We start from the raw sequence: 20,886 nt of genomic DNA, 5'->3' as shown, positions 1-20,886 counted from the left end.
GCCGGGGGACAGCGTGCAGTGCCACCTGCAGTTCGGCCGGGGAGAGTGGTGAAGGCAAACCGGCTGATGGCGGAGATCCTGAGGCGGGTGGACGTCGGGAATGTCACGGACGACGACGTGCCCGCCGGCTTCAGAAGCATCGCCGAGAGGGGTTGGACCGTCCGGCCCAGCGGGGCCCGCGTGCTGAGGGCCTTCGACGCGCCGTCGGCCGGCCCGTTCGGAGACGTCGTCCAGGAGGAATACAGTCTCAACGGCCGTGGCATGACGGACTACGACATCCCGGAATCGGGCCCGGAGCGGGAGGCGATCCTCCTGCGGCGGTGCGTGGCTTACGCCCGGGCCTGCCTGCGCGCACGGGAGGACGCCGACCTCGGGCTGCCGGTGTCGGCGTACATCTCCGTGTCCTTCGGCGGCCTGGAGGAGGACACCCTCACGGCCAACGTGACCTTCTGCGGGGTGCATCCAGGTGTCCGGCCCTACCTGGTGGACATCGAGGACTTCACACAGGAAGCGATCCTGGTCCTTCCGCCGTCCGAACGGCCGGCCGGCTGAGTGCTGCACGAAATCGAGGGTGTCGAAGCGGAAGCCGCCCGGGTCGCCGGGCGGCCGGAGGCGGCCGCCGGTACACCGGTCCTCGCCCGTTTCGAGGTGGAGCCGGACGGGCCGGCCGGGGAATTCGCCGCGCGGGTGCGCGAAGTGCTCGGCGCGGTGTACGGCATCGCCGCCGAGGCGGACTTCGACAGTGACGACGAGCTGCCCGTCGACACCCTCCCCGCATGGTTCACCGGAGTGTGCCGGGGCGGGGCCGGGACCGAGGACTTCGCCGCCGCCGGACGGGACCGGTTCACCGCCGCCTACGACGGGTGCGTGCCGTGGGAGGTGCAGGGCTGGCTTGCCCGGTTCGACCCCGAAGAGGAGGCCCGCGGCTGGGCGTTCTGGGACCTGACCCACTCCCCGGAGGTACCGGGCCGGCTGCGGCTGTGGGTGGACTCCCGGGGCGAGCCGATGTTCTCCTGGGAGGAGCTCCGCTTCCTGCTGTACACGGCCGGGGCGCGCTCGGTGCAGCACCCTTCGGTGCTGGACACCGGCGCGTGGGAGGCGGAGGAGTCCGTATGACGGTGAGGACCGCGGGAAGGCACGCATGCCCTTGAACGGCCGGATCGCGAACGGGCGGCAGGTGCTCGGTGCGCTGTACGACGAGCTGCCCCCGCTCGGTGGGGTGCGGCTGCGGTCGGTGCGGATCGACGGCTGGGCGCCCACGGTCACCCTGCGCATCGACCTGCCGCGGTTCGCGGACCGGTGGGAGGGGGAGCCGGGGGACACCGTGCAGTGCCACCTGCAGTTCGGCCACGTCGAGGACTTCGAGATGGACGGCTGGGAGCCGCCCGCCGAGGTGGACATCACCTGGGAGGAGCTGCCCGGCCACCGGCTCGCCGTCCGCGTCGAGGGCTCTGGCGTGCGGGTGTCGTTCACCTCGGACGCCTCTCCGCTGGCCGGGCACGTCAGCGTGTTCACGGCAGACGCGGACGGCGGGGACGGCGGCCCGCACCAGTTCGTGCGCAAGCTGGACTCCCGCCTGTACCGGACCGTTCCGCCCCCTACCGTGAAGACGTTCCATGAGCATCTCTGAGCAACGTTCATGGCCGGGGGAACTGGCGGAGCTGTACGATGCGCCGCCGGACCCGGGTGCCTGCCGGATGTTCTCCGTGCACGTCGACGAGCGCGACGCGTCGGTGACGCTCGGCTTCGAGACCGGGCTGCTGCCCGCCCGCCCCCGGCCGGAGTGGGCTGGCACGGCCTACAACACGTTCGTGTTCTCGATGGTGTTCCGGGCCGTGGCGGACCTCCGCGTCCGGGGGATCCTGGCCGACGCGGAACGCGAGATGTCCCTGGAGCCAGGCCCCGAAGGCCGGCTCGAGGTATCGGTGACGGGCTCGAGCAGGTCGGTCACGTTCACCGCCGGGGACTGCGGCGTCGCCGGTGTGGGCGTCCGGCTGCAGGGTGCGGTCTGACGGAACCGAAACGGAAGAGGAGTTGGCACGGCAGTGGACAGAGCGGACGGGAACACGCACGAGGTGCGCGGGGCCTACACGGACGGAAAGATCACCGTCTACCAGGCGTACTCGGCGCGGATCGCAGAGCCGGCCCTGGCGGCGGGCACGTTCGTGCCGCCCTTCAAGCGCGAGCGCATGACCTGGATCAAGCCCTCCTTCCTGTGGATGATGTACCGCTGCGGCTGGGGCACCAAGCCCGACCAGGAGCGGGTGCTGGCCGTCGACATCAGCCGGGAGGGCTTCGAGTGGGCCCTCGCCCACGCCTCCCTCAGCCACTACGACCGGGACCGCTTCGCCAGTGAGGCCGAGTGGCGCGATCAGCTCAAGGCGAGCCCGGTCCGCGTGCAGTGGGATCCGGAACGCGACCTCCACCTCAACGCGCTGCCCCACCGGGCGATCCAGATCGGCCTCTCCGGCACCGCGGTGGACCGTTACACCGACGAGTGGATCACCGGCATCCGGGACGTGACCGGCCTCGCCCGCGAGGTCCACGCCGCCGTGCGGGCCGGCGACCTCGACACGGCTACAGGGCTGCTCCCCGCCGAGCGGCCTTACCCGCTGCCGGCGGATCTCGTCGCACGGATCGGACGCCGCTGACCGGCGACCGGCCCCTCCTGCCCGGCACGCGCGGAACTCGGTACTTCGCATCGGTGCTCGCCGACGGCGGGGTGCGCGGGCTGCGGAGCGTCAGCTTCGGCCGACCGGGAGGCCCGTCGGTTCCTTGATGCGCTTCATGATGATCTGCGAGTTGACCTCGGTCACCCCCGACAGGGCGGTGAGCTGCTCGATCCAGAGGCGTTCGTACGCCCGGAGGTCGGCGACCGCGATCCGGAGCAGGCAGCCGGGGCTGCCGAAGAGGCGGTACGCCTCGATCACGTCCGGGATGTCCTGGAGCGCGGCCTCGAACGCCTCGACCGCCTCGCGGTCCCGGCGGACCTCCACCGAGACCAGCACCTCGAAGCCGCGGTCGACCGCCTCGGGGTTGATCACCGCGCGGTAGCCCTGGATCACCCCGTCCTGCTCCAGCTGGCGGACCCGGCGCATGCAGGGGGAGGGGGTGAGGCCCACGCGCTGGGCGAGTTCCTGATTGCTGAGCCGGCCGTCGCGCTGGAGCTCGCGCAAGATTTCTCGGTCGATCGCATCCATGGCGCAATTATCCACCACCGAATGTAAACGGTAGTCATGAATCCGCAATCACATTGCGTGACGAACTCCGTACTATTGCTTGCTGCGCACGTGTGTGCGAAACCCGTGTGGGTGAAGGCCGGCGTCAGGCGAAAGGTGGGCATTCCGTGGGACGGATCGTCGTCATCAGCACCGGCGGGACCATAGCGAGCCGCTGGCAGGGTTCCGGTTTCGCCGCAGACGCGGACGGCAACGAGGTCATGGCCACGGCACCGCTGCCGGAGGACGTGACCGTCGAGGTCGTCGACCTGTTCAGCGTGAACAGCCCCCGCCTCACCACCGCCCACCAGCTGACCCTGCTGCGCACCGTGCACGAGGTGCTCGCCGACCCCGGCGTCGACGGGATCGTCGTCACCCACGGCACGGACACCCTGGAGGAGTCCGCCTTCCTGGTCGACCTCCACCACCACGACGAGCGCAGCGTGGTCTTCACCGGGGCGCAGCTGCCGATGGGCGCGGAGGACGGGGACGGCCCCGCCAACCTCTACGACGCCCTGCTGGTCGCCCTCCGGACCCGGGGCCTGGGCGTCCTGGTGTCCTTCGCCGGGCAGGTGCACGCGGCGCGCGGCACCATCAAGACCCAGACCCTGGCCGCGGACGCGTTCGCCGACCCGTCGGGCGAATGGCTCGGCAAGATCGGCTTCGGCAAGGTCACCGTGCTGCGGCAGCCGCGGCGGCCGCAGCCGCTGGCCGTGCCCGCGATGCCGGAGGCGCTGCCGCGCGTGGACATGGTCATGCACCACGCCGACGCCGACGCGCTGCTGTTCCGCGCCGCGGTCGACGCCGGGGCGCGGGGCGTGGTGCTGGTCGCCACCGGCGCAGGCAACGCCACCCCGGAGTTCGTCGAGGCGGTCGCCGAGGCCACCGCGCGCGGGGTGCTCGTCGCCCTCACCACACGGGTGCCCGCCGGGCCGGTCACCGAGATCTACACCCACGGCGGAGCCGTCGACCTGGTCGCCGCGGGCGCCGTCCCGACCGGCACCCTGCGCGCCGGACAGGCCCGGATCGCCGTCCTCGCCGCGCTGCTGGCCTCCGGCGAGCGCGCCGAGCAGGAGCGGGTGCTGCGGCTGGCGCTGAGCGCGGGCGCGGCCGCGACGAAGCCACTGGTCGACGCGTAAGTCCCGCCGACCGGGCCGCTGTTGGGCCTCCGCCTCCGCCGCATAGGATCGTCCCCCGGGAGATCGACCACGGCTCGGCGGGGGCGCGTACATGGAACCGGGAACCATCGGTATTCGACTGGCGACGGCGGTCGTCGCCCCGCTGGTGCGGAAGCTCTTCGCCGCCGAGGGGCCGGGCGCCGGGGTCGTCGACAAGCCGGTCAGGATCTCCGGGTACGTCTCCTTCCGCGGCGAGAAGCGATCGCTCACGCAGGCGGACGTACGCGCCCTCGCGGCGAAGATCGTCAAGCACGCCCTGCGGACCGGCGGCGAGCGCCCGGTCCCGGCGGACGAGGAACAGGCGGTCGCCGACGCCCTGGCCGCCACCCTCTCCGCACTGGGCGAGCTGAGGATCACCGACCTGGACGCGGTCCGGCTGGGCGCACCGGAGTTCGCCCGCGCACTGCGCACCGCCGCCGTCGCGGCGAACGGCGACCCCACCCGCGAACTCACCGCCGACGCCACGTACTTCTACGAGCGGCTGCTCGACTCCGCCTGCCTGCACATCCTCCACTTCTTCACCCAGCGGTCCACGTTCGTCGCCCACACCCTGGTCGAGCAGACCCGCGCGGTGGCCGACCTGACGTCCAAGGTCGACGAACTGATCCGCCGCCACCCGCTCCCGGGGGCGGAGGACGCCGCCTTCGAGCAGGAGTACCTCCGGTACATCGCCAAGAAGCACGGCAAGCTGACGATCTACGGCATCGACCTCAACCGCTCCCCGGCCCGCTGGCCGCTGGACGTGGCGTACCTGAGCCTGGAGGTGACCTCCACGGTGCGGCGACTCGACGACGCGGTGACCGCGGCCCTCAGGCTGGCCCGTGCAGAGGGCGAGGAGTGGGCGCGCCACCACCTTGACGGAAGGGAACTCCCGCCGCCGGCTTCCCAGCCGGCGGACCGGGTTCTCGCCGGCAGCCGCCGCGTCCTGCTCCGCGGTGAGGCCGGCTCGGGCAAGACCACCCTGGTGCAGTGGCTGGCGGTCGGCACCACGGGCCGGGGCCCGGTACCGGAAACGGGGTACCTCCACGACAGGATGCCGTTCGTACTGCCCCTCCGTACGATCACCCGCAACGGCGGACGGCTGCCCGCCCCCAAGGATTTCCTGTCTGCGGTGGACTGCCCGCTGGCGGGGTCCCAGGCTGCCGGGTGGGAGCACCGAGTCCTCACCTCCGGCCGTGCCCTGGTACTCGTCGACGGCATCGACGAGGTGCCCGAGCGGGAACGTGAGCGGACCCGAAGCTGGCTACGGGACCTGATGGACATGTACGACGGCGACAACCGGTGGCTGGTGACTTCGCGGCCTTCCGCCGTGGGGGAGCAGTGGCTGGCCGAAGACGGCTTCGACGAGCTTGCCCTCTCCGCCATGGGCCGGGCGGAAGTCGCCACCTTCATTCGGCGCTGGCACAACGCCGCCCGCCCCGACGCCGAGGACCCGGCCGAGCTGGAAGCGTACGAGGAGCAGCTGCTCACGGCCGTCCGCACCAAGCCCGACCTCGGGCGGCTGGCCACCAACCCGCTGATGTGCGGACTGATCTGTGCCCTGCACCGGGACCGGCGGGGCTATCTCCCGCACGGCCGCAAGGACCTCTACGAAGCCGCGCTGTCCATGCTGCTGAGCCGCCGGGACCGCGAGCGCGACATCGACGTGTCCGAAGTGGGCGAGGACGCACAGCTGGACCTCCTCCAGCGTCTCGCGTACTGGCTGATCAAGAACGGCCGTACGGAGATGGACCGTGCGCGCGCGGAGGACATCATCGGGCGGGCGTTGCCCGCCGTCCCCGAGCTGGCGGCCCTCGGCGACGCTTCGGCTGTCTTCGACCACTTCCTGCTGCGCAGCGGTCTGCTCCGGGAACCTGCGCCGGACGTGGCCGAGTTCGTCCACAAGACCTTCCAGGACTTCCTGGGCGCCAGGGCGGCCGTGGAGGAGGGCGACTTCGGCCTGCTCGTCGACCGTGCCGGGAACGACCAGTGGGAGGACGTCATCCGGATGGCGGTGGCCCTCGCCAACAAGCGGGAACGGGCCGAGATCTTCCGGGGGCTGATGGAGGTCAGGACCCAACGTGCCGACCTGCTGGCCGCGGTCTGTCTCGAACAGGCCACCGTGCTGGACCCGTCCATCCGGGAGGCCGTGCGCGAGCGCGCCTCCGCGCTCTTTCCGCCCGGAAACGGGGACGAGGCGATCGCGCTGGCGGAAGCCGGCCCCGTGATCCTGGAGCTGCTGCCGGAGCCGGAACAGGTCGACGTCCGCAACGCGCACGCGGTGGTGATCGCAGCCACCCACGTGGCGTCGGACGCAGCCATCCCCTTCCTCCGCCGGTACGCGCGGTACCCCTACCTGCGGGTGCGTTCCCAGCTCATCTGGGCGTGGTCGCGGTTCGATGCCGTCACCTACCTGGAGGAGGTCATCGCGGAGCTGGACCCGACCGACCTCGACTACACCGTGCGCACCTCCGAACAGCTGGCCCTGCTCGGCCGTCTCGCGGAGCGGCCGACGGCCCTGGACGTCCGCCCCGGCGTTCCGTTCGACGACGTCATCGCCTACGACGCCGACGCCGGGGTCGCCTCCCTGGTCCTGCAGGACCCCGAGCCCTTCGCCATGGCAGGGCTGTCCCTGCTGCCGGGGCTGGTGCGGGTGGACCTGCGAGGGTGCTCGGCCCGTACCGACCTCTCACCGCTCGGCGCCCTGTCCTTGGAATTCCTGAAGATCGACGAGGTCCCGGATCTCCGCACCCGCCCGATCGGACCCGTGCCCACGCTGCGGACCCTGTCGATCTCCTTCAGCGATTACGCGGACTGGGACGTGGGGTCATTGCCCGCCACGTCTTCCCTGCGCGCCCTCGTGCTGGAAGGCGAGGCCGTGCCCAAGGGCGGGCTCACGGGCCTGAGCGCCCTCGCCGCACTGGAGAGCCTGGACCTCTCCCTCCGGTGCGGGCCCGGCTCCGCCTCGGACTGGCGGGAGATCGCAGCCCTTCCGCTGCTCGGAGAGCTGCACCTGGAACTGCCGTCCTTCGGGACGATGCCCGCGGGCATCGTCCTCGGCCATCTCACCACGCTCCGGGTCTTCCCCGGCCCGGACTACCAGGCGCAGGAGCTCGTGGACCGTCTGCCGGAGCTCTGCCCGCGCCTGCGGCACCTGCGGGTCGAAGCGGGCATCGACCTCGACCTGGCACCGCTGGCCGGGCTCCCGGACCTCGAATCCGTCACCCTACTCGTGCCGGCAAACCTGGTCGTGAACGCCGACGTCCTGCCCGAACGGGTGCGCCTGCGCACGTTCTGAGTTTTTCAGCCCCCCGCCGGCTCCCCGAACGCCGCCAGGATGCGGTCCGCCGCGGAGGTGGCGGTCACCTCGCCCGCACGGACGGCCGCCTCCAGGTCCGGGGCCACGCCCCGGACGCCCGGGTGGGCGTGCAGTCGCTCCAGCAGGGCCTCGCGGACCATCGACCAGGTCCACTCCACCTGCTGGGCCGCCCGCTTCGCGGCCAGCCGGCCGGTGCCGGACAGCAGCTCGCGGTGGGCCTCCAGGCGCGCCCAGAGCTCGTCCAGCCCGGTCGACTCCCGTGCGCTGCACGTCAGGACCGGCGGGGTCCAGGCCGCGTCGGCGGGGTGCATCAGGCGGAGGGCTCCGGACAGTTCGCGGGCTGCCGCCTTCGCGTCGCGCTCGTGCGGGCCGTCCGCCTTGTTGACGGCCAGGACGTCCGCCAGCTCCAGGACGCCCTTCTTGATGCCCTGCAGCTGGTCGCCCGTACGGGCCAGGGAGAGCAGCAGGAAGGAGTCCACCATCCCGGCGACCGTGGTCTCCGACTGGCCGACGCCGACCGTCTCCACCAGGACCACGTCGTAGCCCGCCGCCTCCATCACGATCATGGATTCACGGGTGGCCTTCGCGACCCCGCCCAGGGTGCCGGCGGACGGCGAAGGGCGGACGAAGGCCGACGGGTCCACCGCGAGCCGCTCCATCCTGGTCTTGTCGCCCAGGATGGAGCCGCCCGTACGGGTCGAGGAGGGGTCCACCGCCAGCACCGCCACCCGGTGGCCCAGACCCGTCAGCATCGTGCCGAACGCGTCGATGAAGGTGGACTTGCCCACCCCCGGGACACCGCTGATGCCGATCCGGCGGGCTCCCCCCGCATGCGGCAGGAGCTCCGTCAGCAGCCGCTGGGCCAGCACCCGGTGGTCGGCGCGGGTGGACTCGACGAGGGTGATCGCGCGCGCGATCTGCGCGCGCTTCCCGTCGAGCACGCCCTTCGCGTACGCCTCGATGTCGATACGAGGGGGCATCTCCGCGGTGCCTCCGCCTACAGCTCGTGGCCGAGGTCCGCGGCGAGCCGCGTCACCAGGTCGTGCGCCGCGTCCGGGATGACCGTGCCGGGCGGGAAGACCGCCGTCGCGCCCATCTCCAGGAGGGTCGGGACGTCCGCGGGCGGGATGACCCCGCCGACCACGATCATGATGTCCTCGCGGCCCTCCTCCGCCAGCTGCTCGCGCAGCGCCGGGACGAGGGTCAGGTGGCCGGCCGCCAGCGACGACACGCCCACCACGTGGACGTCCGCCTCGACGGCCTGACGCGCCACCTCCGCCGGGGTCTGGAACAGCGGGCCGACATCCACGTCGAAGCCCAGGTCGGCGAAGGCGGTGGCGATCACCTTCTGGCCGCGGTCGTGGCCGTCCTGGCCCATCTTGGCGACCAGGATGCGCGGACGGCGGCCCTCCGCCTCCTCGAACCGGTCCACCAGGGCGCGGGTGCGCTCCACGTTCGGGGACTCCCCTGCTTCGTTCCGGTACACACCGGAGATCGTACGGATCTGGCTCGCGTGCCGGCCGTACACCTTCTCCAGGGCGTCGGAGATCTCGCCCACGGTGGCCTTGGCCCGGGCCGCGTCCACCGCCAGGGCGAGGAGGTTGCCGTCGCCGCGGTCGGCCGCGTTCGTCAGGGCGCGCAGCGTGTCCTGGGTGACCGCCTCGTCGCGCTCCTCGCGCAGCCGCCGCAGCTTGGCGATCTGCTGGGCCCGCACCGAGGAGTTGTCGACCTTCAGGACCTCGATCTGCTCGTCGTTCTCGACGCGGTACTTGTTGACGCCGATCACGGGCTGCCGGCCCGAGTCGATCCGCGCCTGGGTGCGGGCCGCGGCCTCCTCCACCCGGAGCTTGGGGATGCCCGCGTCGATGGCCTGTGCCATGCCGCCGGCCGCCTCGACCTCCTCGATGTGCTGCCAGGCCCGGCGCGCCAGGTCGTACGTCAGCTTCTCGACGTACGCGCTGCCGCCCCACGGGTCGATCACCCGGCAGGTGCCCGACTCCTGCTGGAGCAGCAGCTGGGTGTTGCGGGCGATGCGGGCCGAGAAGTCGGTCGGCAGGGCCAGGGCCTCGTCGAGCGCGTTGGTGTGCAGCGACTGGGTGTGGCCCTGGGTCGCGGCCATCGCCTCGATGCACGTACGGGTCACGTTGTTGAAGACGTCCTGGGCGGTCAGCGACCAGCCGGAGGTCTGCGAATGGGTGCGCAGGGACAGCGACTTGGCGTTCTTGGGGTCGAACTGCTTCACCAACTTCGCCCACAGCAGGCGGGCCGCGCGCAGCTTGGCGACCTCCATGAAGAAGTTCATGCCGATGGCCCAGAAGAACGACAGGCGGGGCGCGAACGCGTCCACGTCCAGCCCGGCGCCCTGCCCGGCCCGCAGGTACTCCACACCGTCCGCCAGGGTGTACGCCAGCTCCAGGTCGGCCGTCGCCCCCGCCTCCTGGATGTGGTACCCGGAGATGGAGATCGAGTTGTAGCGCGGCATGTGCTGCGAGGTGAAGGCGAAGATGTCGGAGATGATCCGCATCGACGGCTTCGGCGGGTAGATGTAGGTGTTGCGGACCATGAACTCCTTGAGGATGTCGTTCTGGATGGTCCCGGCGAGCTTGTCGGGGGAGACGCCCTGCTCCTCCGCCGCCACGATGTAGAGGGCGAGGACCGGCAGCACCGCGCCGTTCATCGTCATCGACACCGACATCTTGTCCAGCGGGATGCCGTCGAACAGCTGCCGCATGTCGTAGATGGAGTCGATGGCCACGCCCGCCATGCCGACATCACCGGTGACCCGCGGGTGGTCGCTGTCGTAGCCGCGGTGCGTGGGCAGGTCGAAGGCGACCGAGAGGCCCTTCTGGCCGGCCGCGAGGTTGCGCCGGTAGAAGGCGTTGGACTCCTCGGCGGTGGAGAAGCCCGCGTACTGCCGGATCGTCCACGGCTGGTTGACGTACATCGTCGGGTACGGGCCGCGCAGGTACGGGGCCACGCCCGGGTAGGTCTGGAGGAAGTCCAGGCCCTCCAGGTCCCGCCCGGTGTACAGCGGCTTCACCCCGATGCCCTCGGGGGTCTCCCACAGCAGGTCGGAGGCGGCGGTGCCGGTGGACTCCTTGACGGCTGCCCGCCACTGGTCCTCGGTCGCCCCGGCGGGGGCGCCCGGCCCGAGCGGCAGCTCGGAGAAATCAGGGATCCCCATCAGGACACTCCCATCCGGTCGAGTACGGAGGACAGCACGGCGACGGCGTCGCAGCCCGCGAAGACGTACTCGTCCACGGAGTCCGCGGCGGTGCCGGGCCGGCCGGCCAGGAACACGGTCGTGGCGCCGGCGGCGCGCAGCGCCTCCGCGACCCCCGCGGCCTGCTCCTCGTACAGCGCGTCGCTGGAGCACAGCACCGCCATGGGCGCCCCGGAGGCGGCGAAGGCGGCGCCGGCCGTGGCCGGGTCCACCGACACCGGGTCGTGGACCGGCTCGATGCCGCCCGCCTGGAACAGGTTGGCGGCGAAGCCGGCCCGGGCAGTGTGCGCGGCGGCGGAGCCGAGCGCGGCCAGGAAGATCCGCGGCCGGGTGCCGGTGGCCGCAAGGTGCGCGTCGGACCGGGCCCGCAGGGCTTCGAACGCCTCGTCGCGGCGGACCCGCGGCAGACCGCCGGAGAGCGGTTCCGGGGCGGGCTCGCGCACCGGAAGCTTCTCGCCGAGGTTCGGGAACTCGCTGACCCCGGTGACCGGTTCGCGGCGCTTGGCGAGCTTCTTCGAACGCTCGGCCCAGGTGGCGGCGAGCCGCTCGGCGACCAGACCGGAGCGCAGCGCGGCCGGCAGGCCGCCCGCCCTCTCGATCTCGCGGAAGAACTCCCAGGCGGCGTGGGCCAGTTCGGAGGTGAGCTGCTCCACGTACCAGGAGCCGCCGGCCGGGTCGATGACCCGGGCCAGGTGCGACTCCTCCAGCAGCACGGTGGAGGTGTTGCGGGCGATGCGGCGCGCGAACGCGTCCGGCAGGCCCAGCTCGTGGTCGAAGGGGAGCACGGTCACCGCGTCCGCGCCGCCGACCCCGGCGGCCATGCAGGCCACCGTGGTGCGCAGCATGTTCACCCACGGGTCGCGCCGGGTCATCATCACCGGCGAGGTCACCGCGTGCTGCCGCTGCGCGCCCGCATCGGGGGCTCCCGAGGCCTCGGCGATCCGGGCCCACAGGCGGCGCCCGGCGCGCAGCTTGGCGATGGTCAGGAACTGGTCGGCGGTGGCCGCGTAGCGGAACTCCAGCTGCCCGAGGGCGGCCGGGACGGACAGGCCCGCCCCGGTCAGGCTCCGCAGGTAGGCGACCCCCGTGGCCAGCGAAAGGCCGAGCTCCTCGGCCGCCGAGCCGCCCGCCTCGTGGTAGGGCAGCGCGTCCACGGTCAGGGCCCGCAGGCCGGGCCGGTTCTCCGCGGCCTCCCGGGCCAGCCCGACGGCCGGGCCGAGGTCCAGGACCTCGCCGGTACGGGCTTCGTGGCCGAGCGGGTCCGCGCCCAGGTTTCCGCGGGCGGCCTCGGGGGACACTCCGCGCTCGGCGTACAGGCGCAGCAACTCGCTCGCGGCCTCGGCGTACTCGGCGCCGGCATCCAGGGTCACCGGGGCCAGGTCGAGGTAGACCCCGTCCAGCGCGCGGGCCAGTCCGGAGACCGGGACGCCGCCCCGGCCGACGGTGAGCCACAGCGAGGTGACCCCGTTCTCCAGGTCGGTGAGGACGGCCTCGTTCAGCAGGACCGGGTCGGTGTGCAGCTGCCGCTGGCGTACGTCCCAGCCGGTCGCGGCGTTGCCGGCCGCGCGGCCGCCGCGCACGAAGGGCGCGAACCCCGGAAGGCCGGCGTCACCGGCGTCGGGCGCGCCGGAGGCGGCCGCGGCGGAGGTGGCCGCGGTGTACAGCGGGCGGGTGCTGAGCCCGTCCTGGAGCTGGGTGGACAACGCGTCTTCCGCGGCCGTGCCGACAGCTTCCTTGCCCGACTTGCGCAGTACGCCTTCAACCAGGCGCTGCCACTGCTCATGCGTCGCGTCAGGGAACTCGGCGGCCAGGGAGAGCCCGTCGTCAGGCTGGACCGTCATGGCTCGAATGCTAGGGGGGTCGCTCATGCGAGACCATAACCACTGGATGTGATCTCGCACCCACGAGTAGCTAGGGCATACCGGGGGAACCGGACGGGTCGGTGAAGAGGGGACCGAGCAGGACGGACGCGGCGGCTTCGGGCAGTACGGCGGGGCCGGCGTGCGGGACGACGATCCGTCCGGGGTCGGTGCACACGTGCGAGAACGCCACCGCCGCCGCTCGCACCTCCTCCAGGTACTCCTCGTGCAGCACGCTCGACAGTTCCGTGACGACCATCACGGCGGGGTTGAACACGTCGAGGAGCAGAGCGGTGGCCCGCCCCACGTCCCGGGCGCGGTCCCGCAGCAGCCGGTCGGCCCGCGGATCACCGGCGGCGGCCGCGTCCACCAGCAGCCCGATCGCGGGCGCGGGCACGATGCCCCGGCGGACCGCCTCCGCGGTGAGCGCGGTGTCGGAGGCGGTCGCCTGGAGGCAGCCGGTCCGTCCGCAGGCCGCGCACCGCACCGCCGACCCGGGCACCGGCAGGTGCGCGACGTCGCCGGCCGCCGCGTCCGGTCCCCGGTGCAGGGTGCCCTCGATGCCGAAAGCCGCGTCGACCACGTTGCCGATGAACAGATGGACCAGGCTCCGGCGGGCCTCCGGGCGGCCGAAGAGGATCTCCGCGCCGGCCACGGCACGCGCGTGGTTGTCGATCCGGACCGGCAGGCCGAGGGTGCCGGACAGTTCCCCGGCCAGCGGCCGGTTCCGCCAGCCCAGGCGCTCGTGCCGGACGACCAGGCCGTCGTCCGGACGGATCCATCCGCCCAGCGCCGCGCCCACCCCGAGCAGCGGCCGGTCCGCGGCGGACTCCGCCAGGAAGGAGGCCAGTTCGGTGGCGATCCGGGCAGGGGAGTGGTCCCCGTGGTGCGGCAGGGTCCGGACGGCGAGGACCTGCCCGCGCAGGTCCACCAGTCCGAACGTGGACGAGGGCACCCCGATGTGCAGCCCGGCCGCGACCGCCCCGCCGACCGGCCCGGTGTGCAGGTCGAGCGGGACGCGGGGGCGGCCCACCCCGCCGGGCGGGGGCGGTTCCGGCAGCTCCCGCAGCAGGCCGCGCCGGAGCAGGCCGGTGGTCTGCCGGGACACCGCGGCCGGACTCAGGCCGCACAGGCGCGAGATGGCGCTGCGGGCGACCGGGCCGTGGTCGAGCACCGTGCGGAGCACGGTGGCGGCGTTGGCCGCGGCCCGGTCGTCGCCGGCCATGGCGGGCGCCCGCGCGCCGGGCCGCTGCACGGCGGGCGGGGTGGTCGCGGTGGGTTCGGTCATGGCCGACGACAGTAACCGCGACCGGGCGCGGCGTACCCGAGGTGGCCGATTGGTGCTGTCCCGGTGGCCGGTTCCCGTGTGTACGGGGCGTGGCGGGGCGTGCGCCGGCGTGGCGGGAGCGTTGCGGCGCCGTGAAATCGGGCTGCTCCCCGGCGGGACCGGGCGGGGGCTCGCCGGTCCCGCCCGGTTCGAAGGAAGCCCAGGTCAGCGCCGGTGTGCCGGGAGTTTCGGGGGTACGCGCGGAGCCCGGCCCGGGGCCCGGGAGGCCGGGGTGCGGCCCCTTGACCGGGGGCGGGCCCGCTGACACGCTCCTGCCCATGTCCGCAACCGAGCGATTCGCCGAGCGGCTCCACACCTCCGGCGGCACCCCCACCGTGCCGACCGCGTGTCCGGGCCGCTGTACGGCCTGTTCCTTCTCCGCCTGAGCGCGTCCGGCACGGCCGGTCCGCCGACCGGCACGCACCGCGCGCCGCGACGGGGCCCGCGTCGCACCGCATTTCTTCCGCTGAGGAAGTAAGCCGCCGGCGCCCTGCCCCGCCGGGCGGCCGTCCGTAGCGGCGCCCTCAGGTCCGTTCCGTCCTGTTCCGTCCCGTCCTGTTCGGTTCCATCCTGTCCCGTGCAGGGCATCCGTCGCCGTCGGCTGTTCGTCCCGTCGCCCGTCCGTCCCGCCGCGGCTTCGTCGCAGGACTGCCCGTCCCGCCGGCCGCCGTCCGGTACGACCGCCCTTCCGGCACCGCTGCCCGCCGCGTACGTCCGTCGCCGCGCGACCACGCCACCAGCACCCCGTCGCGTCCCGTCGCGTCCTGTGCCGCGCCGTACGTCCGGCACGTCCCCACCCGGGCCACCGGCCCGCCCGTCCCGAGGAGCCACCATGGCCACCGCCATCCATCACTCCGCCACCACCGAGCCCGTGTCCGCCCCGTCCCCGGACGGCTCCGAGATCAGCGCCACGCCCATCGGCGGCCGCATCGGCGCCGTCATCGACGGCGTCCGGCTCGGCGGCGACCTCGACCCCGAGACCGTCACCGCCGTCCGGGACGCCGTCCTCGCCCACAAGGTCGTCTTCTTCCGCGGCCAGCACCACCTGGACGAGGAGGGTCACGAGGCCTTCGCCCGGCTCCTGGGCACGCCCGTCGCACACCCCACCGTCCCCTCCGCCGACGGCCGCTACGCCCTGGGGATCGACTCCCACCACGGCGCCCGCGCCAACCAGTGGCACACCGACGTCACCTTCGTCCCCGCCTACCCCGCCTTCTCCATCCTGCGCGCCGTCACCATCCCGCCGTACGGCGGAGACACCCTCTGGGCGAACACCGCCACCGCCTACGCCCACCTGCCCGAGCCCCTCCGGGCCCTCGCCGACGGCCTGCGCGCCGTCCACTCCAACGACTACGACTACGCGGCCCTCAAGTCCGACGCGCTCCCCGAGGCCCTCGCCCAGTACCGCGAGGTCTTCACCTCCACCGCGTTCCTGACCGAGCACCCGGTCGTCCGTGTCCACCCCGAGACCGGCGAACGCACCCTGCTTCTGGGCAACTTCGTGCAGCGCCTCCAGGGCCTCACCGGCCGCGACTCCCGCGCACTGCTCGACCTCTTCCAGGCGCACATCGAGCTGCCCGAGAACACCGTCCGCTGGCAGTGGCAGCCCGGCGACGTCGCCATCTGGGACAACCGCGCGACCCAGCACTACGGCGTGGACGACTCGGACGACCACGAGCGCACCCTGCGCCGGGTCACCGTCGACGGCGACGTCCCGGTCGGCGTGGACGGCCGCTCCTCCGTCCTGCTCAGCCCCGAGTCGGTCCCCGCGCCCTCGTTCGGCATCGCCTCCGGTGCCTCCGCCGAGCCCGAGCCCGAGCCCGAGACGGCCTGACGGCCGGCCGTACGCCCCCGATCCGCCCGCACCGCCGAGTACCGGAAAGAGAAACCGTGCCCCGCATCCTCGCTCTCACCGGCAGTCCCTCCCTCCACTCCCGCACCGCCGTCGTCGCCGAGCACGCTCTGAGCCGCCTCGCCCACGCCGGATTCGACACCGCCCACCTCGCCGTCCGGGACCTGCCCGCGGCCGACCTGCTGGCCGCCCGGACCGGGCAGCCGGAGCTGCGCCGCGCACTGGAGGCCGTCGCCGAGGCCGATGGCGTGGTCATCGCCACCCCGGTCTACAAGGCCTCGTACACCGGTCTGCTGAAGGCCTTCCTCGACCTGCTCCCGCAGGACGGCCTGGACGGCAAGACGGTGCTGCCGCTGGCCACCGGCGGCAGCCTCGCCCACGTCCTCACCCTCGACTACGCCCTCCGTCCGGTGCTCTCGGCACTCGGTGCCCGGCACGTCACCGCCGGCCGGTTCGTCCTGGACTCCTCCGTGGAACGCGGCGCCGGGCCCGACCGGCTCCGCCCCGAGGCGGAACTCGACCTCTACCAGGCCGTCGACGAGTTCGCCGATGCCGTGCGCGCCGGTGCCACCGCGGTCACCACCGCCGGCTGAGCCGTCCCGTACGCGTACTCCGCACTCCCTACCCCGCACTCCATACCCCGTACTCCGTAGCGAACTAGGAACAGCCATGCCCGCAGCACTCACCCCGTCCTCCACTTCCCGGCGCCAGTTCCTCACCCTGCTCGGCATCTCGGCGGCCGCGGTGAGCTGCGGTACGGCCACGGCCGGCGGCGGCAGCGGTTCCGGCAGCCAGGTGAAGACCCTCAAGTACCAGGGCGCCGTCGGAGCCGTCACCCTGCCCGAACTCGCCGCGGACCTGGGCTACTTCGGAGACGTCAAGCTGGAGTGGGTCGGCAACACCATCAGCGGACCGCAGGACATCCAGTCCGCCGCCACCGGCCAGACCCACTTCGGCAGCGCCTTCAACGGCGCCGTCATCAAGCTGGCGTCCGGCGGGGCGCCGATCAAGGCCGTCATCTCCTCCTACGGCTCCGACCAGCACTCCTACGGCGGCTACTTCGTCCTGGAGGACAGCCCGATCCGCTCCGCCCGGGACCTGACCGGCAAGAAGGTGGGGATGAACACCCTGGGTGCCCACTACCAGGCCCTGCTGGACATCTACCTGAGCCGCAACGGGCTCTCCAAGGCCGAGGCGGGCAAGGTCGAGCCGATCGTGGTGCCGCCCGTCAACACCGAGCAGGCGCTGCGCGCCAAGCAGATCGAGGTCGGGGTGCTCACCGGCGTCCTCCGCGACAAGGCCCTGGCCAACGGCGGCATCCGCCCCCTGTTCACCGACACCCAGCTGCTCGGCCCGTTCAGCGCCGGCACCTACATCATGACCCAGCGCTTCATCAAGGAGAACCCGGACACCGTCCGCACCTTCGTGACCGGCGTCGCCAAGGCGATCGAGTACTCCCGCACCACCCCGCGCGACGAGGTCATCGCCCGCATGACGGAGATCGTCCGGAAGCGCGGGCGCAACGAGGACACCGCGACCCTCGGGTTCTGGCACTCCTACGGCGTCGCCGAGACGGGTGGCCGGGTCGAGGACAAGCACTTCCAGCTGTGGCTGGACTGGCTCGGCGAGCGCGGCGAGATCAAGCAGGGCCGCCTCAAGGCGTCCGAGCTCTACACCAACGAGTTCAACGGCTACGGGAAGGGGTGACGGCCGCCATGGCGGAGATCGTGATCGAAGGGGTGCGCAAGTCGTTCGGCGGGTTCACCGCCCTCGACGGCATCGACCTGGAGATCCGCAGCGGTGAGTTCCTGGTGGTCGTCGGCCCCAGCGGATGCGGCAAGTCCACGCTGCTGGACCTGCTGGGCGGGCTGTCCCGTCCCACCGGCGGACGGATCCTGCTCGACGGGAAGCCGGTCACCGGGCCAGGGCTGGACCGGGGCATCGTCTTCCAGCAGTACGCGCTGCTGCCCTGGCGCACCGCGCAGGGCAACGTCGAGTTCGGCCTGGAGGCCACCGGCGTGCCGCGCCGCCGGCGTGCGGCCCGGGCACGGGAGTTCCTGGACCTGGTGGGACTGAACGGATTCGAGGACCGGCACCCGCACGAACTGTCCGGCGGCATGCGCCAGCGCGTGGCCATCGCCCGCGCCCTCGCGTACGACCCGGAGGTGCTGCTGATGGACGAGCCGTTCGCGGCGCTGGACGCGCAGACCCGCGAATCGCTCCAGGACGAGCTCCGCCGCATCTGGCAGAGCACGGGTAAGACCGTCGTGTTCATCACGCACGGCATCGAGGAGGCGGTCTACCTCGGGCAGCGGGTCGCCGTCATGACCTCCCGGCCCGGCCGCATCAAGGAGGTCGTCCCGGTCTCCTTCGGCGAGCGCGACGCGCTGCTGGGCGAGGCCCTGCGGTCCAGCCCGGAGTTCGCCCGCTACCGGCACGAGATCTGGACTCTGCTCCACGACGAAGTGGCCCGTGCCCAGCAACTGGAGAAGGAGGCGGCCGCAGCATGACCACCGGAACCGACATCACCGCCCTGGCCGCGGCGGGCGTCCGGGCCCCGGGCACCCCTGCGACCCCGGCCGGGACCGGCACGGATCCCGGCCCGGATCCGGTCACGGGCCCGGCCACGGCCGAGGGCTTGACGAAGACCAAGGCCACGCCCACGGCAGCGGCCGCGTCCCCGGCCGCTGCCACCCGCCCGCCCGACCGGAAGGCCGGCGCGCCCGGCCGCGGTGCCGCCGCGGCCCTGGCCGTCGTACGGGCCGCCAAGACCGCCCTCGTCCGGACCGTCGCGATCCTGGCCCTGATCGCGCTGTGGGAGGCCGCCCCCCGCGCGGGTCTGGTCGACGCCACCTTCCTGCCGCCCATCAGTGAGGTCGCCGTCGCCTGGTGGGAGCTCGCCGGTGACGGACAGCTCGCCGAGCACACCCGGGCCAGCCTGACCCGTTCCTTCGGGGGCTTCGGCATCGCCGTTGCCGTCGCCGTCCCGCTCGGACTGCTGATCGGCTGGTACCGGCCCGTCGCCGACGTGCTCGGACCGCTGCTGGAGGTCTTCCGCAACACCGCCGCCCTCGCGCTGCTGCCCGTCTTCGTCCTGCTGCTCGGCATCGGCGAGACCTCGAAGGTGTCGATCGTCGTCTACGCCTGTGTCTGGCCGATCCTCCTCAACACCATCAGCGCCGTACGCAACGCCGACCCCACCCTCGTCCGGCTCGCCCGGTCGATGGACCTGTCCACGCCCCGGCTGTTCCAGAAGGTCATCCTTCCGGCGTCCGTACCGGCCGTCTTCACCGGCATCCGGCTGGCCGGCGCAGTGTCGATCCTGGTCCTCGTGGCCGCCGAGATGATCGGCGCCAAGGCCGGTCTCGGCTATCTCATCAACGCCTCGCAGTTCAACTTCGCGATCCCGCAGATGTACGCGGGCATCATCACGATCTCCGCCATCGGCGTGGCCTTCAACCAGCTCCTCGTCACCGTCGAACGCCGCCTCAGCCTGTGGCGCGTCCCCGCCTCCGCCTAGGGAAACCCAGATGACCACCGAGACGCCCCGCACCCTCCACCTCAACGCGTTCCTGATGAACGCCGGCCACCACGACGCCGCCTGGCGGCACCCGGACAGCTCCCCCGAGCGGATCACCGACCTGTCCTACTTCCAGGAGCTGGCCCGGATCGCCGAACGCGGCAAGCTCGACTCGATCTTCTTCGCCGACGGCGTCGCACTGTGGGGCAAGGCCCGTCACAACGCCCTCGGCGGCTTCGAGCCGCTCACCCTGCTGTCCGCGATCGCGGCCGTGACCGAGCACATCGGACTGATCGCCACCGTCTCCACCACCTTCAACGAGCCCTACAACCTGGCCCGGAAGTTCGCCTCCCTCGACCACATCAGCGGCGGCCGGGCCGGCTGGAACATCGTCACCTCGGGCACCGTCGACGAGGCCCGCAACTTCAGCCGGGAGGAGCACCTGGAACACGCCGTCCGCTACGAGCGGGCCCGCGAGTTCCTGGAGGTGGCCGGCAAGCTGTGGGACAGCTGGGAGGACGACGCGATCGTCCTGGACCGGGAGGCAGGCGTCTACGCCGACACCGACCGGCTCCACCCGGCCGCCCACCGGGGCAAGCACTTCCAGGTGGCCGGCCCGCTCAACGTGCCCCGTTCCCCGCAGGGGTACCCGCTGCTGGTGCAGGCCGGATCCTCCGAGGACGGCAAGGAGTTCGCCGCGCAGTACGCCGAGGCGGTGTTCACCGCACAGCAGACCCTCGCCGACGGCCAGACCTTCTACAAGGACCTCAAGTCCCGGCTCGCCCGCCACGGCCGCGCCGAGGACGACCTGCTCGTCCTCCCCGGCATCGCCCCGCTCATCGGCTCCACCGAGGCTGAGGCCAGGCGGTTGGAGCAGGAGCTCACCGAACTCCAGGTGCCCGAGTACGGACTGGCCCAGCTCTCCGGCATGCTCGGCGTCGACCTGACCGGGCTGCCGCTGGACGGCCGGCTGCCCGACCTGCCCGAGGAACGCGACATCAACGGCAACAAGAGCCGCTTCACCCTGGTCGCCGAGCTCGCCCGGCGGGAGGACCTCACCCTGCGGGAGCTGATCGCCCGGCTCGGTGCGGGCCGCGGCCACCGGGTGTTCGCCGGCACCCCGGAGCAGATCGCCGACCAGCTCCAGGAGTGGTTCGTCAGCGGCGCGGCCGACGGCTTCAACATCATGGCGCCGGTGCTGCCCACCGGCCTGGCCGACTTCGTCGACCACGTCGTCCCCGTCCTCCAGCGGCGCGGCCTGTTCCGCACCGAGTACACCGGCCGCACCCTGCGCGAGAACTACGGCCTGCCCCGCCCGGCCAACCGTCACGTGCGGGCCGGACGGTGACCACGGGCCCCACCGCCGGCCCCGCCGCGGAGCTCGCCGCCGACGTGCTGGTCGTCGGCGGCG

Annotated in this window: 18 protein-coding genes; 13 read left to right on the top strand and 5 right to left on the bottom strand. The window is 72.7% G+C overall.

Translation table 11 applies throughout. The annotated features are described in order from the left end of the window. Nucleotides 1-87 precede the first annotated feature (87 nt). From ACGFQ9_RS31015 to ACGFQ9_RS30995, 5 genes are read left to right on the top strand one after another with little or no spacing between them, the layout of a single operon-like run. On the top strand, nt 88-552 hold the full coding sequence (locus ACGFQ9_RS31015) for a hypothetical protein (protein ID WP_393578384.1): 465 nt from the start codon (nt 88-90) through the stop codon (nt 550-552). Continuing rightward, nucleotides 553-1,116 (top strand): hypothetical protein, encoded by a 564-nt coding sequence (locus ACGFQ9_RS31010; protein ID WP_393578382.1) that lies wholly within the window; start codon nt 553-555, stop codon nt 1,114-1,116. Nucleotides 1,117-1,141: 25 nt separating this feature from the next. Then, complete coding sequence (locus ACGFQ9_RS31005) at nt 1,142-1,630, top strand: Imm50 family immunity protein (RefSeq protein ID WP_393578380.1); 489 nt, start codon at nt 1,142-1,144, stop codon at nt 1,628-1,630. Continuing rightward, nucleotides 1,617-2,012 carry an Imm50 family immunity protein gene (locus tag ACGFQ9_RS31000; RefSeq protein ID WP_393578378.1) on the top strand — a complete coding sequence of 132 codons (396 nt, stop codon included), beginning with the start codon at nt 1,617-1,619 and terminating at the stop codon, nt 2,010-2,012. Before ACGFQ9_RS31005 ends, ACGFQ9_RS31000 begins: the two co-directional genes overlap by 14 nt. Before the next feature lie 33 nt (nt 2,013-2,045). Continuing rightward, nucleotides 2,046-2,651, top strand: coding sequence for a DUF4291 domain-containing protein (locus ACGFQ9_RS30995; RefSeq protein ID WP_393578377.1), 606 nt, complete (start codon nt 2,046-2,048; stop codon nt 2,649-2,651). Between the two features lie 90 nt (nt 2,652-2,741). On the opposite strand, the gene ACGFQ9_RS30990 is transcribed toward ACGFQ9_RS30995, so the two are convergent. Beyond that, nucleotides 2,742-3,200, bottom strand: a complete 459-nt coding sequence (locus tag ACGFQ9_RS30990; RefSeq protein WP_393578376.1) for an Lrp/AsnC family transcriptional regulator — start codon at nt 3,198-3,200, stop codon at nt 2,742-2,744. A 146-nt stretch (nt 3,201-3,346) separates the two neighbouring features. On the opposite strand from ACGFQ9_RS30990, the gene ACGFQ9_RS30985 reads away from it, so the two are divergent. Together ACGFQ9_RS30985 and ACGFQ9_RS30980 are read left to right on the top strand one after the other, a co-directional pair. Then, nucleotides 3,347-4,357, top strand: a complete 1,011-nt coding sequence (locus tag ACGFQ9_RS30985; RefSeq protein ID WP_393578375.1) for an asparaginase — start codon at nt 3,347-3,349, stop codon at nt 4,355-4,357. Nucleotides 4,358-4,448: 91 nt separating this feature from the next. After that, nucleotides 4,449-7,673: an NACHT domain-containing protein gene (locus tag ACGFQ9_RS30980; protein WP_393578373.1), complete on the top strand. Its 3,225-nt coding sequence runs from the start codon at nt 4,449-4,451 to the stop codon at nt 7,671-7,673. Between the two features lie 5 nt (nt 7,674-7,678). Here ACGFQ9_RS30980 and meaB read toward each other — a convergent pair whose 3' ends face one another. The 4 genes from meaB to ACGFQ9_RS30960 form a co-directional block, all read right to left on the bottom strand. Continuing rightward, nucleotides 7,679-8,674 (bottom strand): methylmalonyl Co-A mutase-associated GTPase MeaB, encoded by a 996-nt coding sequence (gene meaB, locus ACGFQ9_RS30975; protein ID WP_393578372.1) that lies wholly within the window; start codon nt 8,672-8,674, stop codon nt 7,679-7,681. A gap of 17 nt (nt 8,675-8,691) precedes the next feature. Continuing rightward, nucleotides 8,692-10,878 carry a methylmalonyl-CoA mutase gene (gene scpA / locus ACGFQ9_RS30970; protein ID WP_393578370.1) on the bottom strand — a complete coding sequence of 729 codons (2,187 nt, stop codon included), beginning with the start codon at nt 10,876-10,878 and terminating at the stop codon, nt 8,692-8,694. Continuing rightward, nucleotides 10,878-12,758: a methylmalonyl-CoA mutase family protein gene (locus ACGFQ9_RS30965; protein WP_393578369.1), complete on the bottom strand. Its 1,881-nt coding sequence runs from the start codon at nt 12,756-12,758 to the stop codon at nt 10,878-10,880. Before ACGFQ9_RS30965 ends, scpA begins: the two co-directional genes overlap by 1 nt. A 70-nt stretch (nt 12,759-12,828) precedes the next feature. Continuing rightward, complete coding sequence (locus ACGFQ9_RS30960; protein ID WP_393578469.1) at nt 12,829-14,001, bottom strand: ROK family protein; 1,173 nt, start codon at nt 13,999-14,001, stop codon at nt 12,829-12,831. A 934-nt stretch (nt 14,002-14,935) separates the two neighbouring features. Here ACGFQ9_RS30960 and ACGFQ9_RS30955 point away from each other — a divergent pair. The 6 genes from ACGFQ9_RS30955 (at nt 14,936) to ACGFQ9_RS30930 (ending at nt 20,823) form a co-directional block, all read left to right on the top strand. Further along, nucleotides 14,936-15,937 (top strand): TauD/TfdA dioxygenase family protein, encoded by a 1,002-nt coding sequence (locus ACGFQ9_RS30955; protein WP_393578367.1) that lies wholly within the window; start codon nt 14,936-14,938, stop codon nt 15,935-15,937. A gap of 56 nt (nt 15,938-15,993) precedes the next feature. Next, nucleotides 15,994-16,548, top strand: coding sequence for an NADPH-dependent FMN reductase (gene ssuE / locus ACGFQ9_RS30950; protein WP_393578366.1), 555 nt, complete (start codon nt 15,994-15,996; stop codon nt 16,546-16,548). 76 nt (nt 16,549-16,624) lie between these two features. After that, nucleotides 16,625-17,662, top strand: coding sequence for an ABC transporter substrate-binding protein (locus ACGFQ9_RS30945; protein ID WP_393578364.1), 1,038 nt, complete (start codon nt 16,625-16,627; stop codon nt 17,660-17,662). Nucleotides 17,663-17,670: 8 nt separating this feature from the next. Then, a complete protein-coding gene (locus ACGFQ9_RS30940) occupies nt 17,671-18,465 on the top strand; it encodes an ABC transporter ATP-binding protein (RefSeq protein ID WP_393578362.1) in 795 nt (264 codons plus the stop codon). After that, nucleotides 18,462-19,475 (top strand): ABC transporter permease, encoded by a 1,014-nt coding sequence (locus ACGFQ9_RS30935; RefSeq protein WP_393578360.1) that lies wholly within the window; start codon nt 18,462-18,464, stop codon nt 19,473-19,475. The genes ACGFQ9_RS30940 and ACGFQ9_RS30935 overlap by 4 nt, the downstream gene beginning before the upstream one ends. Nucleotides 19,476-19,485: 10 nt before the next feature. Continuing rightward, the gene (locus ACGFQ9_RS30930; RefSeq protein ID WP_393578358.1) at nt 19,486-20,823 is read left to right on the top strand and encodes an LLM class flavin-dependent oxidoreductase; all 1,338 of its coding nucleotides are present in this window, start codon (nt 19,486-19,488) and stop codon (nt 20,821-20,823) included. The last annotated feature ends 63 nt before the right edge of the window (nt 20,824-20,886 follow it).

Source organism: Streptomyces sp. NPDC048603, from assembly GCF_043199475.1.
Lineage (GTDB): Bacteria > Actinomycetota > Actinomycetes > Streptomycetales > Streptomycetaceae > Streptomyces.
This window is presented reverse-complemented; position numbering and strand designations above follow the sequence as displayed.

Excerpts from the sequence above, each read along its gene's own strand:
- meaB (WP_393578372.1), bottom strand. The coding sequence starts at position 8,674 with ATGCCCCCTCGTATCGACATCGAGGCGTACGCGAAGGGCGTGCTCGAC.
- ACGFQ9_RS30955 (WP_393578367.1), top strand. The coding sequence starts at position 14,936 with ATGGCCACCGCCATCCATCACTCCGCCACCACCGAGCCCGTGTCCGCC.
- ACGFQ9_RS30945 (WP_393578364.1), top strand. The coding sequence starts at position 16,625 with ATGCCCGCAGCACTCACCCCGTCCTCCACTTCCCGGCGCCAGTTCCTC.
- ACGFQ9_RS30990 (WP_393578376.1), bottom strand. The coding sequence starts at position 3,200 with ATGGATGCGATCGACCGAGAAATCTTGCGCGAGCTCCAGCGCGACGGC.
- ACGFQ9_RS31000 (WP_393578378.1), top strand. The coding sequence starts at position 1,617 with ATGAGCATCTCTGAGCAACGTTCATGGCCGGGGGAACTGGCGGAGCTG.
- ACGFQ9_RS30935 (WP_393578360.1), top strand. The coding sequence starts at position 18,462 with ATGACCACCGGAACCGACATCACCGCCCTGGCCGCGGCGGGCGTCCGG.
- ACGFQ9_RS30960 (WP_393578469.1), bottom strand. The coding sequence starts at position 14,001 with ATGGCCGGCGACGACCGGGCCGCGGCCAACGCCGCCACCGTGCTCCGC.
- ACGFQ9_RS30980 (WP_393578373.1), top strand. The coding sequence starts at position 4,449 with ATGGAACCGGGAACCATCGGTATTCGACTGGCGACGGCGGTCGTCGCC.
- scpA (WP_393578370.1), bottom strand. The coding sequence starts at position 10,878 with ATGGGGATCCCTGATTTCTCCGAGCTGCCGCTCGGGCCGGGCGCCCCC.
- ACGFQ9_RS30940 (WP_393578362.1), top strand. The coding sequence starts at position 17,671 with ATGGCGGAGATCGTGATCGAAGGGGTGCGCAAGTCGTTCGGCGGGTTC.
- ACGFQ9_RS30930 (WP_393578358.1), top strand. The coding sequence starts at position 19,486 with ATGACCACCGAGACGCCCCGCACCCTCCACCTCAACGCGTTCCTGATG.
- ACGFQ9_RS30965 (WP_393578369.1), bottom strand. The coding sequence starts at position 12,758 with ATGACGGTCCAGCCTGACGACGGGCTCTCCCTGGCCGCCGAGTTCCCT.
- ACGFQ9_RS31005 (WP_393578380.1), top strand. The coding sequence starts at position 1,142 with ATGCCCTTGAACGGCCGGATCGCGAACGGGCGGCAGGTGCTCGGTGCG.